This window comes from Sulfitobacter sp. OXR-159, assembly GCF_034377145.1.
Classification (GTDB): domain Bacteria; phylum Pseudomonadota; class Alphaproteobacteria; order Rhodobacterales; family Rhodobacteraceae; genus Sulfitobacter.
Genome location: NZ_CP139708.1, coordinates 134,742 through 149,891, shown reverse-complemented (window position 1 = coordinate 149,891; position 15,150 = coordinate 134,742). Strand labels below are relative to the sequence as shown.

At 56.7% G+C, this 15,150-nt stretch carries 12 protein-coding genes, 4 pseudogenes and 1 other annotated feature; of the genes and pseudogenes, 8 read left to right on the top strand and 8 right to left on the bottom strand.

The window, feature by feature from the left end; all coding sequences use genetic code 11:
• The first annotated feature begins 10 nt into the window (after window positions 1–10).
• The 4 genes from bhcC to T8A63_RS18620 all read left to right on the top strand — a co-directional run bounded on the left by bhcC (window position 11) and on the right by T8A63_RS18620 (window position 3,886).
• Window positions 11–1,174 (top strand): 3-hydroxy-D-aspartate aldolase BhcC, encoded by a 1,164-nt coding sequence (gene bhcC / locus T8A63_RS18635; protein ID WP_322345865.1) that lies wholly within the window; start codon window positions 11–13, stop codon window positions 1,172–1,174.
• A 169-nt stretch (window positions 1,175–1,343) separates the two neighbouring features.
• Window positions 1,344–2,309, top strand: coding sequence for an iminosuccinate reductase BhcD (bhcD, locus tag T8A63_RS18630; RefSeq protein WP_067937142.1), 966 nt, complete (start codon window positions 1,344–1,346; stop codon window positions 2,307–2,309).
• Between the two features lie 126 nt (window positions 2,310–2,435).
• A complete protein-coding gene (locus T8A63_RS18625; protein WP_322345863.1) occupies window positions 2,436–2,882 on the top strand; it encodes an AmiS/UreI family transporter in 447 nt (148 codons plus the stop codon).
• Window positions 2,883–2,884: 2 nt separating this feature from the next.
• Window positions 2,885–3,886 (top strand): type I glyceraldehyde-3-phosphate dehydrogenase, encoded by a 1,002-nt coding sequence (locus tag T8A63_RS18620; RefSeq protein ID WP_322345862.1) that lies wholly within the window; start codon window positions 2,885–2,887, stop codon window positions 3,884–3,886.
• A 373-nt stretch (window positions 3,887–4,259) separates the two neighbouring features.
• On the opposite strand, the gene T8A63_RS18615 is transcribed toward T8A63_RS18620, so the two are convergent.
• From T8A63_RS18615 to puuE, 3 genes are read right to left on the bottom strand one after another with little or no spacing between them, the layout of a single operon-like run.
• Window positions 4,260–5,684, bottom strand: coding sequence for a nucleobase:cation symporter-2 family protein (locus T8A63_RS18615; RefSeq protein ID WP_322345860.1), 1,425 nt, complete (start codon window positions 5,682–5,684; stop codon window positions 4,260–4,262).
• Window positions 5,685–5,739: 55 nt separating this feature from the next.
• Window positions 5,740–6,225 carry an ureidoglycolate lyase gene (locus tag T8A63_RS18610; protein ID WP_322345858.1) on the bottom strand — a complete coding sequence of 162 codons (486 nt, stop codon included), beginning with the start codon at window positions 6,223–6,225 and terminating at the stop codon, window positions 5,740–5,742.
• Window positions 6,222–7,634, bottom strand: a complete 1,413-nt coding sequence (puuE, locus tag T8A63_RS18605) for an allantoinase PuuE (protein ID WP_322345856.1) — start codon at window positions 7,632–7,634, stop codon at window positions 6,222–6,224. Before puuE ends, T8A63_RS18610 begins: the two co-directional genes overlap by 4 nt.
• Before the next feature lie 149 nt (window positions 7,635–7,783).
• Here puuE and uraH point away from each other — a divergent pair, with 149 nt between their 5' ends.
• The gene (gene uraH, locus T8A63_RS18600; protein ID WP_322345853.1) at window positions 7,784–8,137 is read left to right on the top strand and encodes a hydroxyisourate hydrolase; all 354 of its coding nucleotides are present in this window, start codon (window positions 7,784–7,786) and stop codon (window positions 8,135–8,137) included.
• A gap of 24 nt (window positions 8,138–8,161) precedes the next feature.
• On the opposite strand, the gene T8A63_RS18595 is transcribed toward uraH, so the two are convergent.
• Complete coding sequence (locus T8A63_RS18595) at window positions 8,162–9,061, bottom strand: LysR family transcriptional regulator (RefSeq protein ID WP_322346095.1); 900 nt, start codon at window positions 9,059–9,061, stop codon at window positions 8,162–8,164.
• A gap of 100 nt (window positions 9,062–9,161) precedes the next feature.
• Between T8A63_RS18595 and T8A63_RS18590 the strand changes: the two genes are divergently transcribed.
• Window positions 9,162–10,394: a urate hydroxylase PuuD gene (locus T8A63_RS18590; protein WP_269343438.1), complete on the top strand. Its 1,233-nt coding sequence runs from the start codon at window positions 9,162–9,164 to the stop codon at window positions 10,392–10,394.
• A 109-nt stretch (window positions 10,395–10,503) separates the two neighbouring features.
• Window positions 10,504–11,083: pseudogene (locus T8A63_RS18585) on the top strand (transposase); the annotation flags it as partial.
• Window positions 11,084–11,110: 27 nt separating this feature from the next.
• Here the strand turns inward: T8A63_RS18585 and T8A63_RS18580 are convergent.
• Window positions 11,111–11,317, bottom strand: a pseudogene (locus T8A63_RS18580) (transposase domain-containing protein); the annotation flags it as partial.
• Window positions 11,318–11,380: 63 nt separating this feature from the next.
• Here T8A63_RS18580 and T8A63_RS18575 point away from each other — a divergent pair.
• A complete protein-coding gene (locus T8A63_RS18575; RefSeq protein WP_322343897.1) occupies window positions 11,381–12,502 on the top strand; it encodes an IS110 family transposase in 1,122 nt (373 codons plus the stop codon).
• 289 nt (window positions 12,503–12,791) lie between these two features.
• Here T8A63_RS18575 and T8A63_RS18570 read toward each other — a convergent pair.
• The 3 genes and pseudogenes from T8A63_RS18570 to cysG form a co-directional block, all read right to left on the bottom strand.
• Window positions 12,792–12,995 (bottom strand): annotated as a pseudogene (locus tag T8A63_RS18570) (IS66 family transposase); the annotation flags it as partial.
• A 6-nt stretch (window positions 12,996–13,001) separates the two neighbouring features.
• Window positions 13,002–13,659 (bottom strand): annotated as a pseudogene (locus T8A63_RS22430) (transposase); the annotation flags it as partial.
• Window positions 13,218–13,329: a sequence feature (AL1L pseudoknot), on the bottom strand. Its footprint overlaps the pseudogene before it by 112 nt.
• 58 nt (window positions 13,660–13,717) lie before the next feature.
• Window positions 13,718–15,142 (bottom strand): siroheme synthase CysG, encoded by a 1,425-nt coding sequence (gene cysG / locus T8A63_RS18555; RefSeq protein ID WP_322345850.1) that lies wholly within the window; start codon window positions 15,140–15,142, stop codon window positions 13,718–13,720.
• Window positions 15,143–15,150 lie beyond the last annotated feature (8 nt).

Below are 15,150 nucleotides of genomic sequence, written 5' to 3'. Positions count from 1 at the left end.
GAGCACGGACATGAAAGATATGACCAATCTCGACGAATTCGAAGTGGGCTACGATATCCCGGCAAAACCGGGCATGGATGAGGCCGACATCCAAACACCGAGCCTTGTGCTTGATCTTGACGCGCTGGAGCGCAACATCAAGAAAATGGGAGACTACGCCAAGGCGCATGGCATGCGCCACCGGACCCACGGCAAGATGCACAAGTCGGTCGATGTCCAAAGGCTTCAAGAAAAGCTCGGCGGTGCATGCGGTGTCTGCTGCCAAAAAGTCTCAGAGGCCGAAGTCTTTGCGCGGGGCGGCATCAAAGATATCCTCGTCTCGAACCAAGTGCGCGATCCTGCCAAGATCGACCGCCTCGCCCGTCTGCCCAAGCTTGGCGCCCGCACGATCTGTTGCGTTGACGACCTTGCCAATGTGGCTGATCTGTCATCGGCGGCGCAAAAACATGGCACCGAGATCGAATGTCTTGTCGAAATCGATTGTGGCGCGGGGCGCTGCGGTGTGACCACCACGTCTGACGTGGTGGCGATTGCCAAGGCCATCGACGGTGCCGAGGGGCTCAAGTTCTCCGGCCTGCAAGCCTATCAAGGCGCAATGCAGCACCTCGACAGCTATGACGAACGCAAGGCGAAAATCGATATCGCCGTGGCGATGGTCAAAGATGCGGTCGATACGTTGAAGGCCGAAGGTTTGGACTGTGACATCGTCGGCGGTGGCGGCACTGGCTCCTACTACTTCGAGTCCAACTCGGGTGTGTATAACGAACTGCAGTGCGGCTCCTATGCCTTCATGGACGCGGACTATGGACGCATCCTCGACAAAGACGGCAAACGCATCGACCAAGGGGAATGGGAGAATGCCTTTTTCATCCTCACAAGCGTCATGAGCCATGCAAAGGCGGACAAGGCGATCGTCGACGCTGGCCTCAAGGCTCAATCCGTTGATAGCGGATTGCCAGTGATCTACGGGCGCGATGATGTCGAATATATCAAGTGTTCGGACGAGCATGGGGTGGTGATGGACCCAAACGGCGCGTTGAAGGTCAACGACAAGCTGAAGCTGGTTCCGGGTCACTGCGATCCGACCGCCAACGTCCATGATTGGTATGTCGGTGTTCGCAACGGCAAGGTTGAATGCCTCTGGCCAGTTTCGGCACGCGGTCACGCCTACTGATCTAGCGATGTAAGACAACTGCCCCATGTGTCTGCTTCCGGCGGGCACATGGGCGAACTGATTTGAAGCGTGTCAGAATACTCTTTTCCGCCCCAACCTGCGGCGCGACGTTCTCAAGCCATTGGCGAACCTCTCGGAGTCTTCTGAAACGAAATATTTGGAGAGAAACATGCTGATCGTACCTGAACGTGAGATCGCCAACCTAATGACCCGCGAGGCAGCTTTTGATGCTATCGAGAAAGTCTTTGCCGCAATGGCCTCCGGCGACGCCTACAACTTCCCTGTCGTACGCGAAGCGATTGGGCACGAAGAGGCGCTTTACGGGTTCAAAGGCGGATTTGATCGCGCCGGGTTGAGCTTGGGGTTGAAGGCCGGTGGATACTGGCCGAACAATCTTGAAAAACGCAACCTGATCAACCACCAGTCCACTGTTTTCCTATTTGATCCTGACACCGGCAAGGTCAAAGCGATGGTCGGTGGCAATTTGCTGACAGCGTTGCGTACGGCGGCGGCTTCGTCGGTTTCAATCAAACACTTGGCACGTGAAAACGCGACCGTCATCGGCATGGTAGGCGCAGGCCACCAAGCCACCTTCCAGCTACGGGCCGCATTGGAGCAGCGAAAGTTCGAGAAGGTGATCGGCTGGAACTACCACCCAGAGATGCTGCCCAATATCGAGAAAGTCGCGCATGAGGCTGGGGTTCCCTTTGAAGCCGTCGATCTGCCCGGCATGACCGAAGCCGACGTCATCATCTCGATCACCTCCGCCTTTTCACCGTCTTTGATGGCCGATCACGTCAGCCCCGGAACCCATATCGCATGTATGGGCACCGACACCAAAGGCAAACAGGAGGTCGAAGCGGCCTTGCTGGCACGGGCCTCGGTGTTCACCGATGAGGTCGCCCAGTCCGTGAGCATCGGCGAGGCGCAACATGCCATTGCTGAAGGGCTTATCAAGGACACGGATGTTGCCCAACTTGGCGCGGTCATCAATGGGACCAATCCGGGCCGCACGTCGGATCATCAAATCACACTGTTCGACGGGACCGGCGTGGGCCTTCAGGACCTCGCGGTGGCAGCCAAAGTCGTTGATTTGGCCGTTGAACAGGGCGTCGCAATCGACGTGGACTTCTAGGCCAAGGCACATTGAACTGGCCCAGAAACCGAAAGACTTTCTTTCAGCGCACAAACGGTAGGTTTCATGTTTTTGCCAATATCCCTGCTGTTTGTGGGGGCGGTTCTTGTGTTGAATGGTCTTTGGATGTCTGGGCGCATCTCGGATCGAGAGATTGTTGTCGTCAACTTTGCCACAGCGGCAATTACCGCCACAGTCGCCGCTGTGTCACTCGTGCGCGCCACGACCGGGGATGAAATCCGCTCTGTTGCCCTGACGCTGCTGTTCAGCGCGACCTACCTTTGGGTGGCGGTTAACCGGTTGAATGGAGCTGATGGCCGCGGTCTGGGATGGTTCAGCCTGTTTGTCTCTCTTTCCGTGTTGCCTCAGGCCTTTTTAGCCCTCGCCTCTGCGGCGAAATTCATTGATATCTGGCTGGGCATTTGCTGGCTTACTTGGTCGGGTCTTTGGTTCATGTATTTCGCCACTTTGACGATGAAGAAACCGGTTCAAGACCAAACAGCAGTTGCCACACTCCTAAGCGGCGTGCTGACTGCCTGGCTGCCCGCCCTTTTCCTGATGTACGGAGCTTGAACGTGACCCGCCAGCTAAGTGTCTTTATCAACGGTTTTGGGCGCATCGGCAGGACTTTGCTGCGCCAGATTTTACAAAATGAAAGCCAGTCCGCCGTCAAAGTCGTTGGCATCAACGATATCGCGCCACTCGAAACTTGCGCGTACCTGCTGCGCTACGACAGTGTTTTCGGCCCTTTGCCCCTCCAAGTGGAAACGGGAGATCGCCAGATAACAATTGGCGGTCGCCCCATCCCATTTACCTGCGAACCGGACCTGCGGGCCTTGGATTTACGCGGTGTGGATGTTGTTTTGGAATGCACCGGAAGGGTCAAGGATAGAGACTTTGCAGAAGCAGGCATCGAGGCTGGGGCATCGAATATTCTGATTTCCGGCCCGTCCGAGGTCGCCGACCAGACGGTTGTCTTGGGCGCCAATGAACAAGAACTTGGCGATGCGCGGATCGTGTCCAATGCGTCTTGTACGACCAATGCGATCGCCCCCCTCCTCCGCACGATTGATCTAGGGCTCGGAATTTCCAGAGCACATATCACGACCATTCATTGCTACACCGGGAGCCAACCGACTGTTGACCAGCCCGGTGCCAGTCTTGAAAGAAGCCGTGCTGCTGCTGTCTCAATGGTTCCGACAACAACCAGCGCGCTTAATCAGATCTTTAACGTATTGCCAGAATTTCACGGACGCCTCAGTGTCAGCGCCGTCCGGGTTCCCTGCATCTCAGTATCCGCAATCGACGCGACGCTGCAAATCTTGGAAAAGCCCGAAGGTTCATTTGTCGAGTTCTTGCGCGAAGCCTTTGCAGACTCGACCCTCATTGGTCTGACAGAAGACCCCTGTGTTTCGACCGATTTTCGGAGCCGCCCTGAATCTCTGGTGATCGCCCTTCCCGAAACGCAATCAATCGAACAGCGCCAGCTGCGCGTCTTTGGCTGGTACGACAACGAATGGGGCTTCTCTGCACGCATGCTTGAAATGGCGGAACGCCTCGCGGCGAGAAGCCGGTGATCTGCCGGGAATGACGCACCTCTGAAAGGTTAAAGATATATTCCAGAAGAGGGCCGCGCTCTGTGAGCGATGTCTGAACCTTGGGCAAACCAGCGCTGGCGAGCTGCACGTTGGCACAGGTGCAGCGATCGTTGCGGCCTTTGGACGTGGCATCGCCTAGTGTTTTGAAACCCCCATGTATCCTTTATCGGTTTGAGCCGTCCCCTTTGACGCTGCTTTCCGCTAGGCTGGCCAAGTCCCGAGATAAACCCGGCGATCCCGGCAGGTACTTCTTCCAGCCCTAGCAGTTACCCACGAAAAAAATGCGGCACAGAAACCTGCGCCGCATGTGCTTTTCCTATTTCGCAGCAATCATCTTACCGCGAATGTGGCATCAGACGCGGTCACTCTGCGCGAGTGATCCGCTCCCCTGTCCTGCCATACCACCAGAGACTTCCTCGGTGGCTTCACCCGAAAGCTCCTCGGGCAGCACAAGATTAAGAACGATGGCGATGAGGGCCGCGGGCAGAATGCCCGAAGTCCCTAGGACTTTCAGCGTGCCCGGCAGATACTGAAGCGCATCCGGCTCAAGCTGCAGGCCCAGACCAAGCGACAGCGCGATGGCAAAAATTACCATGTTGCGACGGTTCCAGTTCACATCGGACAGCATCGAGATACCAGCCGCGACCACCATGCCGAACATCACGATGACACCACCGCCCAGCACTTCGATCGGGATCGAAGAGATCACCGCACCGATTTTGGGAACAAGACCGCATATGATCAGAAAAATCGCTCCGATTGTAACGACCATCCGGCTCATCACACCCGTCATGGCGATGAGACCTACGTTCTGACTGAACGACGTATTGGGCAGCGCGCCGAACATGCCCGAGATGGCCGTGCCGATCCCATCTGCATAGGTCGCCCCTTGGATTTCGCGGTCGCTCGCCTCACGGCCTGCGCCCCCTTTGGTGATCCCGGAAACATCGCCAACAGTTTCGATGGCCGAGACGAAAGACATGGCACAAAAGCCGATAACCGCGGCGGCCGAGAATTCGATGCCAAAGTGTAGCGGGTTCGGCAGCGCAAAGCTTGCCGCTTGACCTACGCTGCCAAGATTGACCTGACCAAGCGCAAAGGCGACGACATAGCCAACCAAAAGACCGATCAGAACGGCCGACACAGAAAGCATGCCGCGTGTGAAGAACTTCAGGCCGAGGGTCACCAAAATCACGGTACCTGCCATGAACCAGTTGAGCCCGGAGCCGTATTCTTCGGTGCCGATTGCAGGCACACCCCCTGCCGCATATTGAACACCGACCTTGACCAGAGCCAGACCAATCATGGTCACGACCAAGCCAGTGACCAGCGGCGGCAGTGCAAAACGAAGCTTGCCGATGAATAGCCCCAAAAAGGCGTGGAACAGGCCACCGGCGACGATACCCCCCATCAGGACCGCAATCGCGTCCACGCCCTTCCCGGCGACAAGCGGGATCATAATTGGAATAAAGGCAAACGATGTGCCCTGCACGATCGGCAAGCGCGCGCCAATCGGACCTACGCCGACCGACTGAAACAGCGTCGCGACCCCGGCAAAGAACATGGACATCTGTATCATGTAGATCATTTGCGGGAAATCAGGGCTGTTTGAGCCAAAGCCGAAACCTGCAGCGCCGCACACGATGATCGCCGGAGTGACGTTCGATACGAACATCGCCAGCACGTGCTGGATCCCCAGCGGCACCGCTTTTGTGAGCGGCGGGGTGTAATTTGGATCGCGGAGTTGGTCCGGCGTTCCGATGGATGCATCAGACATTATAATTGTCCCTCCCTATGGATGCGTGAGCCGGCGTTTTTTTTTGCCGAGTTATTTATTGTCGCTCGATGATGAATGGCTCATCGAACCAATGTTCCTCCAGATTTGGCCCCTCGCCGACGCGGTCGACAACCATGAAAAGCCCCGGATCGGACAGCGGACACAAAACCCCGTGCCAGACGTTGCGCCCGATGTTCACGCCCTGCCCCGGCCCAGCAATAAAGGCCCGTGGCGCAACCGGAGCACCGTCTTTATCTTCGGCTAGCACGACCAGATATTCGCCTTCCTGCATCGGCAGAAAAGCTTGGCTGCCCAAAGGGTGACGCTCCATCATTTCCATTTTGAAAGGCAGGGAGAACGATGTGGATTGAAAGACGCTGACCCCTACGCGACCATCAACGTCGAGGGTCGCCCGATCATGAAAACGTCCGCAACGCCCTTGGTTTATGAGCTTGTCGGGCGTGTCTGATGCATCGATCAGTTCTGCTAGCCCGGCAATGGCATCGGAATTAATTGTGGTTGCCGTCAAAACGTTGTTCATGATGCAAACCTCTCAATCAGGCGCAGTTCTGCAATGCGCTCAACCTGTCGGCAGGCTTCGGAGAACTCGGTATCGCGGTTATTTTTGATACGGCGGTGAAACGCTTCGAGAATGCTCGATTTGGTGTTGTCCTTCACGGCGATGATGAAAGGAAAGCCGTGCCGCTCAACGTATTCAGCGTTGAGGTTCTGGAAGGTCTCCCGTTCTTCGTCGGTCAGCAAATCCAGTCCGGCACCCGCCTGTTCGGCAGTGCTTTCCTTTGTGAGGCGCCCGGCTGCCGCCAGTTTTCCCGCCAAGTCAGGGTGGGCGGTCAGCACACCCAGCCGCTGTTCTTCGGATGCGTCACGGAACACACGCGCCAGTGCGTTGTGAATGCCTGCTGCATTGTCATGGGTCGCGCCGAGTTCAAGATCAAAGGCACCCTCGGCAATCCAAGGGCTGTGTTCGAACATGCCACCAAATTCCGCGACAAAGGTTCCCCTGTCCATATCAGATGGCGCGGTCCCCTCGGCAGGCGGGTGCAGGCTTGCCCAGTGATCGGCGATCTGTTCCCGTGTGGCGAACCAGACCCCGTCGTGTTTCGCGAAATGTTCCAAGGCGCGTTTCAACGCCATTGCGCGCCCCGGACGCCCGATAAGACGACAGTGCAAGCCGATCGAAAGCATCTTGGGCGCACCTTCGGCACCCTCGGCATAGAGCATGTCAAAACTATCCTTGAGATAGCTCTCAAACTGATCACCGTTCGTGTATCCCGCTTGAATCGCAAAGCGCATGTCGTTGCAGTCCATCGTGTAAGGCACGATCAACTGGTTCTTACCGCCAGCCCGCACCCAGTAGGGCAAATCATCAGCATAGCTGTCGGCGATATAGGCGAAATCGCCCTCCTCGGCGGCAAGGTCCACAGTGTTCATAGAGCAGCGTCCGGTGTACCAGCCGCGCGGGGCCTCCCCCACCACTTCGGTATGCAGGCGGATTGCCTCGCGGATCTGGGCGCGCTCTTCCTGCGGCTCCATATCCTTGTGTTCGATCCATTTCAGACCATGGCTGGCAATCTCCCAGCCCGCCTCCTTCATCGCCTTGAGCTGCTGGGGCGCCCGCATAAGAGCGGTTGCTACACCATAAACAGTAATTGGCGTGTTTTTGAGCAGTTTGTGAACACGCCAGAACCCGGCGCGGCTGCCGTATTCATAGATCGATTCCATGTTCCAATGGCGTTGACCCTGCCAGGGTGCGGCCCCGGTTATCTCTGATAGGAACGCTTCAGACGCAGCATCACCGTGGAGAATATTGTTTTCCCCACCTTCTTCATAGTTCAGCACGATCTGAACGGCGATTTTTGCGCCATTCGGCCATTGCGCCGCTGGTACAGCGCCACCATAGCCGGTCATATCTCTTGGGTAACGTTTCACGCAAATATTCCTTTTCTTCAAAACCCAACCTAAACAGGAAAAATGGATCTGTTTTTCAAAAAAAATTTAAAGGAGCCTTCTGTTAGTGGAGATTTGTCACTTAAAGGCATTCAGCCTAGAAACAGACAGCGTTTCAGGAGAAGTTAAAAATGGCCGGCTATCTTACAACTCATGTCCTCGACACCGCCCTTGGGTGTCCCGCCGAAGGGCTGAAAATTGAATTGTTTCGCATCAGCGGTGTTGAACGGCATCTGTTGAAAACGCTTATGACGAACAACGACGGGCGCACTGACGAACAAATCCTGCCTGAAGCAGAGTTCGAAGTGGGCGAATATGAACTGGTGTTCCACGCAGGCCCTTATCTGGATGCAAGCGGCACGCCGCCTGAAGACCCCCGGTTTCTAGGCGTCATACCGATCCGCTTTGGGATGTCCGAGCAATCGCACTACCACGTGCCCTTGTTGCTTTCTCCTTTCGGATACTCAACATATCGCGGAAGCTGAGGCTTCGGCCTACTGATTGCTTCGCTAGATTGTCGCAGCGATGCGATCTATCATGAACTCCATGAAAAGGCGCGTTTTCGGATCCTGTCTACGGCGATGCGTGAATAGGCACGCCATCTGGATCGGCTCGGGAGGCGTCTTTTCGGCGACAGGCACCAAAGCGCCGGTCCGCAAGTGTTCTGCAATTTCGAAAACGGGCTTCATTGCGACGCCATGACCGGCAAGTGCCCAATCGGTGAGCACGTCCCCGTCATCTGACTCATAGCGCCCCAAGACACGAAATCGCTTGGGGCCATCCGGTGTCGTTAGCCGCCATTGAAATTCGGTCGCCCCCGGGAAGCGAAGGCTCAGGCATTCATGCCCCTCCGCCACCAGCGCGCTTCCGCTGTCGGGCATGCCACGGCGCGCAATATAGTCCGGCGATGCGCAGAGCACCCGCTCCACGTCTGCGATTTTCCGGATGCGCAGATTGCTATCTTCGGGCTGCCCCAGAAAGAATGCCAAATCCAGACCCTCTGTGGTCAAGTCCACTTTCCGGTCGGACAAACGCAACCTCACGCTGACTTCGGGATAGTTCTTTAAGAAACCGGGGACTTGCGGGGCGATTAACCTACGACCGACACCTAAAGGCGCCGCAACATAGAGCGATCCTTTCAGGTTCTCGGTGATGTTGACGATCTGCGCCTCGGCGCTTTCGACGGCTTCGAGTATTTCAGTCGCGCCGCGGTAGAACGACTTGCCCTGCTCGGTCGGGGATAGACTGCGTGTCGTCCGTTGAAACAGCCTCACGCCAAGCCGTTCTTCTAATTGCGAAATCCGTGACGACGTAACAGCTGGAGATATCCGCAAATCCCGCCCCGCGGCAGACATGCTGCCCAGTTCATAGACGCGCACAAAAGTGCGGATGTTATCGAAGTAGGACATTATTCTGTCTTTTTTGATGCTGCTTGGTCCTTTACGGCGATACCAGAACAAACCTGTCTCGCCTAGGGTGTTAGAAAATTCGAATCTAAGGAGACCAGCCATGTACGATTTGGCAATTCTGTGGGACTGGATCGCGTTCAGCGTCCGCTGGCTACACGTGATCACTGCAATGGCGTGGATCGGTGCGTCGTTCTATTTTATCGCGCTCGATCTAATGCTTAAACCAAACGACGCCCTGCCCGACGGCGCCTACGGCGAAGAATGGGAAGTACATGGCGGGGGGTTCTATCACACAGTCAAATATCTGGTCGCGCCCGCCCGGATGCCAGAGCACCTGACATGGCACAAATGGCAAAGCTACAGCACTTGGTTGTCAGGGGCGGCGCTCTTGATGATCATCTACTGGGTCGGCGGTGAATTGTTTCTGCTCGACCCCACCAAAGCCGATATTTCGCTGTTTCAGGGCATCCTGATCTCCGGCGGCTCCCTGACGATTGGCTGGTTGCTCTATGATGCAATGTGCAAATCCAAATTGGCCGACCACCCCACAGTTCTGATGCTGCTTTTGTTCGTAATCCTTGTGATCATGTCATGGGGATACAACCAAATTTTCACCGGCAGGGCGGCGTTGCTGCATCTCGGCGCTTTCACGGCGACGATCATGACCGCCAATGTGTTTTTTCAGATCATGCCCAACCAACGGGTCGTTGTCGAAGACCTTAAGGCCGGTCGCACACCTGACGCGAAATACGGCAAGATCGCCAAGGTGCGCTCGACCCACAACAACTACCTTACCTTGCCGGTGGTGTTCCTGATGCTGTCGAACCATTACCCGCTGGCATTTGGAACAGAGTTCAGCTGGATCATTGCCAGCCTGATCTTTTTGACCGGTGTCACCATTCGCCACTACTTCAACACGATGCACAAAACCGGTTCCGGTCCGCATTGGACTTGGGCGGTGACCGTGCTGCTTATGGTTTTGATCGCATGGCTTTCCACCATCAGAACGGGGGAGACATGGGAGGACGCAGAAGCCCGAGATCTGACGGCATATGAGCAGGCCTATGCCTCTGCTGAGGGGTTTGAGAGCGCCTACGACTCCGTCATTGGCAACTGCTCAATGTGCCATGCCCGTGAGCCGGTCTGGGGCAACATGCAGTGGGCGCCAAAGGGGGTCTACCTTGAGACCCCCGGCGACGTCGCGCGTCATGCGGACCAGATCTATCTCCAAGCGGGCGTGAGCCACGCCATGCCCCCGCCAAATGCCGTACAAATGGACGAGGAAGCGCGACGCAATATTGTCGCTTGGGTGCGCGAAGTGCGTAGCCAGTAACGTGAGTTGCCCCAGATTTGTAGACGCTTTGCTTGGTAATTTTTGGAACCAAGGAGAGACGGTTATGAACAAGGGAATACGGTTTACGGACGAGTTCAAATAGGACGCTGTGGCTCAGGTTGTCGAGCGTGGTTACGCGGTCAGCGAGGTTGCTGAGCGATTGGGGATCAGCACGAAATCGCTGTACACATGGAAGGCTCAGTTTGCGAAGCCACCACGCGCCCGATCTGAGGTTGCGGAACAGGCCGCTGAGATCAAGCGGCTGAAGCGAGATCTGGCCCGGGTGACCGAGGAACGCACTATTCTAAAAAAATGCGACCGCGTACTTTGCGCGCGAGTCTCAGTGAACTACGCGTTCATTGAAGCTCACCGTGCGGCGTTTTCTGTGCGCTCGATGTGCCGTGTTCTGGCTGTGCGTTTCAGTGGCTTCTACGCATGGCTTAAAGAACCGTTAAGCCAGCGTGCGCTTGAAGATGCGCGCAGACAGATCTGATCCACCACGCATGGGCTGATAGCGGAAAAGTCTATGGATATCGCAAGCTGACCGGCGACCTGCGCGATGCTGGCGAGACTTGTTCAGAGAACCGTGTAGCACGCTTGGCCAGCCTTGCAGGTATCGCAGCACAGATTGGTTATAAAGTCGCCCTGGTCGTGACGGAGGGAAGCCCGCTGTCGTTGCTGACAATACGTAACCAAGTCATTGGTACCGCGGTTTTTGCGGCCTGACTGCTTGCTTCTGGCTTTAACGATTTCCAGTTCCACGGCAGCAGCTCATCCAGCTGGTTGATCTTGTGGTCGTGGATGCGGTCGGGAACGTCCGCGAGATAGGCCTGTTGATGGAGGTCGTTTAGCTTGGCTGTTTCGATGATGGTCATGGCGCGAGCCAAAGTTTCCGCACCTGTGTCGGCCCCTGCATAGAGCCAGATGAGATGACCGTTTTCCGTGACTGCAGTGCATAATCGTGCGGCGAGGAAAGGAGAACTGTTATGGATAATTTTGATGCCTATGTGGGTCTCGATGTACACAAGGATACAATCGCTGTGGCTTTTGCTGAAGGCGAACGATCCGGCGAGGTTTGCTCTTTGGGTTCAATCCCGAACGAGACGACCGCCATCAATCGAATGGTCAAGAAATTGGCGGTCAGGTTTGAAGCGATATCTTTTGCCTATGAAGCAGGTCCGTGCGGCTATGGCCTGCACCGCCATCTTATCGGACTCGGACATGTCTGCGACGTCGTTGCACCCTCCAGAACCCCTGTTCAGCCGGGAAAGCGGCGCATGAAGAACGATACGATCGACGCGCTGAATCTGGCCCGATTGCACCGGGCCGGTGAACTCACCTATATCTGGACACCGGATGCGACCCACGAGGCGATGCAGGACCTGGTCAAGGCGCGGCGCATATCCTCTCATCAAGTTCGTAAGGCACGCCAGCGCATCAGCTGCTTCTTGCTGAAGCACGGCCGGCGCTATGAACGGAAGAAATGGGGACATCGACATCGGGTCTGGCTGGCGGATCTTCAATTCGGTCATGTTGCAACGCAATTCGCTTTGCAGAGCTATCTCAATGAAGAAGAGCAAGCTGTTGATCGACGGGCCCAGATTGACGGACAGATTGAAAACCTGATGTCAGACTGGGTTTTGGCCCCGATCGTGCGAGAACTCACAGCCCTTCGCGGTCTTGACATAGTGATAGCCGCAGCGGTTGTCGCCGAAGTCGGCGATTTTGCTCGGTTTGAAAACCCACGTCGTCTGATGAGCTACTTTGGCCTGGTGCCGGGGGAATTCTCAAGTGGGTCCAGCATACGCCCGCGCGGGATCACTAAGGCAGGATCCTCGGACGTTCGCGCGCTCTTGTTCGAGGCTGCCTGGCTCTACCGGCTGAAGCCAAAGGTGGGTCAATGGTCGCTGGTTCGACAAAAAGACCTGTCTCAGGCGGCGAAGGATATCGCCTGGAAAGCGCAGTTGCGATTGTATGGCCGATATCAACGTCTCACGCAGATACGCCACAAACGCAGTCAGGTGGCTGTGACAGCTGTCGCGCGTGAACTGGTTGGATTTATCTGGGCGATTGCTCGCAATGCAGAAGGCGAAATGGCCGTACGATAGAGCAATCCCGGGCCGAACAAATCTGGTGGTCTGTATGCAGAACGTTGAGACCGGTTAAGGGAATCCTTGGGCAAGAATTTGGAGCCGGCAAACCGGATCTCCGCAGCTAGATTAAGGCAGCCCTTTACGCCGTACCATCAATATGGGGCCGAACAGGATCCCCGAATGAGAGTTTGAGCAACCGTCGCGTTGAACTCAGCGCTCTGCACCAGCCCATCAGCCAGAAGTCCACAAACGTCGTACCGGCGATCGGTAAAATGCGCCTAAAATCTTGACAACGGTCATGAGAGTTCTTTCGCCCAATACCAATAGGGCGCAGAGCCCGCTCTGCTGGGTTGTTGTCGATTGCAACCCGACCATCGGACAGGAACAGGCTGGAGGTATCCCTTCGACTGAGGCCATAGCGGAAGGCCTTGGCCAGATCGCGCTTGCCGGGAATACGCATGAGCTGTTGTTCGGACCAATCAAAGAAGGCCTCCACCCTTGGTTGGCTCAGCCTTTTAATACCGATGTCGCGCAATAGACGTTCAACAGTGCAGCGGGCGACATCAAACCTCTTTCGCTTCATTGCGCGGCACAGCTTACGTGTGCCATACACCTCAAGGTTTTCCTCCCAGACACGCTTCATTTCTGGGCGTAGTTCCGCGTCCCGTTTGGCCCGATCTGACGCTTTGCCAGGGTCATTCTCCACGGCTAGATGAGCGTAGAACGTCGAGAGGGCAATTTGCAAAACACGGCAGATCGGCTCGACCCCACACACTTCCCGGTGCTCTTTGATAAACGCAATCATTTCCGAAACGGGCGGACGAGCTCCGTCCCGCTGCGCGGCAGTCGCCGCTTGCGGCGATGAGAGCGCGCGCAAAATACGCAGATGCTTTCTTCAGGATCTCGTTGGCCTGCCGGAGCTGACGGTTTTCGCGCTCAAGTGCTCTGATCCGATCCCGTTCGGAAGTCGTCACACCATCGCGTCGACCGCTGTCCGTTTCAGCTCGCCTAACCCACGCACGTAGCGTATCCGGCCCACAACCAATCTTAGGTGCAATCGATTTGATCGCTGCAGACTGGCTGTCAAATTCACCCTGATGTTCGAACACCATCCGCAAAGCACGTTCGCGCACTGCAGGTGAATATCTGTTTCCACATTTGTTTTTTTCCACAACCCAGTATCCTTACTTCTGGGTCTCCGGCAAAAAAGCGGTGGGACAATCGCTCACATCAAGCTCTTTTCACCACGGTCTCACTTTGAAGGCCCACTCCCGTTTCGAATTTCGGCACCGCTGACGTGACTTCATCTGCCGAAGGCCACGTGACGAGGAGGATCGCACTGCCTGTCACGCGATGTTCCCGTAAAACAGTCGCCATCGTAGCGACAGTTGCTTCTAAATACCGTTGGCCTTGTTTGGTTACCTCAACACAAATATCCACCGAGCAGTCCGGCGGCATCCCTTGTTGCATCCACAGGCCGGACAGACGGCTGGCCTGAGAGACCGACATATAAAGCGCGGTGGTGGTGCCGGGACCGGACAGGCGGATGCTGTCGGGCATTGGGTCTTCGGCACTGCCGGTGCCTGTCGCCAGCACAAGGGTATTGGCGACACCCCGCTCTGTCAGGCTGCGGGTAAGCCCGGCGGCGGCGGCACAGGCAGCAGTCACACCGGGCACGATTTCGATTGGAATACCGGCGTCACGCGCGGCATCCACTTCCTCGGCAGCGCGTCCAAACACCCCGGGATCTCCGGATTTCAACCGCACAACGCGACGGCCCTTCTTCGCCTCGGAGACGACCATGCTGTTGATCCGATCCTGCGGCCAGCGATGGGCGCCGACGTGTTTGCCGACGAACACGCGCTCAGCGTCGCGGCGGGCCAGTTCCAGAACCTCTTCATCGACCAACCTGTCGTAAAAGATCACATCCGCTTCCTGAAGCCTTTCGACCGCACGCAGGGTCAACAGGTCGCGCGCGCCGGGGCCAGCGCCGACCAAGGTGATCTGGCCGATACTCTCCCCGATGGTGCCGCCGCTGGCAATGGCGGTTTTGATGTCACGCAAGGCGTCGCGTTCGGCGCCGCGCACCCACTGCCTGCGGGGGGTCCCTTTGAAGACCCACGCCCAGAAGGCGCGGCGCTGTGCCAAGGGAATATTGCCTGCGACACTGGGTCTGAGCCGCCCGGCAAAGGCAGCGAGGCCACCAATGTTCTGCGGCAGAAATCGCTCAATCTTGGTCTTAATCTCGCGCGTTAATACAGGTGCGGTGCCTTCGCTCCCGATCGCTACGACGATGGGGTCGCGATCCACGATGGCGGGCGTGGTCATGTCGCAAAGGTCGGGCTGGTCGACCACATTCACCGGGCAGCCTGCCGCCTTGGCGAGCGCATGCGCCGCCGCATCCAGCGCGGGGCAGCCGGTGCCGACAAAGGCCATGACCGCGTCCTCAAACACCGCCGGCGATAGATCTGAGATCTGCCCTGCCCGCCCGCTGTCCACCAGATCAGCCAGTTCCGCATCAAGCGCCGGGGCCACCAGAACCAGTTCAGCGTCGGTTTTCAGGAGCAACCGCGCCTTCTGTGCCGCCTGCTCTCCGCCGCCGACGATAACAACCCGGCGGCCCGTCGTACGAATGAACATTGGAAAAGATTTCATGGCAATCT